General features: G+C 37.7%; 1 protein-coding gene. It reads left to right on the plus strand.

Annotated elements, in window-relative coordinates; all coding sequences use genetic code 11:
- Positions 1-422: 422 nt before the first annotated feature.
- On the plus strand, positions 423-742 hold a 320-nt coding region (locus ACFIO5_RS11650), incomplete at its 3' end, for an antA/AntB antirepressor family protein (protein WP_375705498.1).

The following is a 742-nucleotide window of genomic DNA, read 5'->3' on the forward strand; positions in this document are numbered from 1 at the left end:
GCAAACACCACACCAGACAAGGACGATACCCTTGATCCAAACGCTCCACCAAACGCATGCGACGAAGGTGAAGGCGTTATCCATATGGATGAAGAAGATAGATAAGTCAAATTAGCAAAAATATCAAAAAATTATCAGAATTTACTTGACAATGTGGCGATAATATGAATAATCGAATCAGGTGCCTAAGAAACACCTTAAACACATAGCGGATAGATTGCCGAAACAATCTTTTCACCGCCAATTAAAAACTTTGACTCGTTGTATGCTACAAGCATATAATGATATTGTCGGGTGTGGTTATGCTATACAATACCCTTTTGGGAAAGGCGTAACGACGGGCTATGTGCCGTGTTTCTTAGCACCCGGCGCTCTTTAATTGAGTGTCATTAAGAAACCTTTAAGCACATAGGAGCCAAATTATGGCACAGTATTTAATTGATATACATCAAACCACGATTAATGGTGATATCGTTCAAACAGTCAACGCACGTGAATTACATGCGTTTTTGGAAATAGGTAAAGATTTTTCCAATTGGATTACTGACCGTATCAAAAAATATAATTTATTAGAAAATCAAGACTTTGTTTGGTCGCCAAATTTGGCGAGCAAAGGCAGAGGTGGTCACAATCGTAAAGATTATCATCTGACTTTAAGTGTAGCCAAAGAGCTTTCTATGCTTGAGAATAATAAGAAAGGTAGAGAAGCTCGTTTATACTTTATCAAATGTGAACGGCTTTT

Source organism: Bartonella sp. AA86SXKL, from assembly GCF_042196885.1.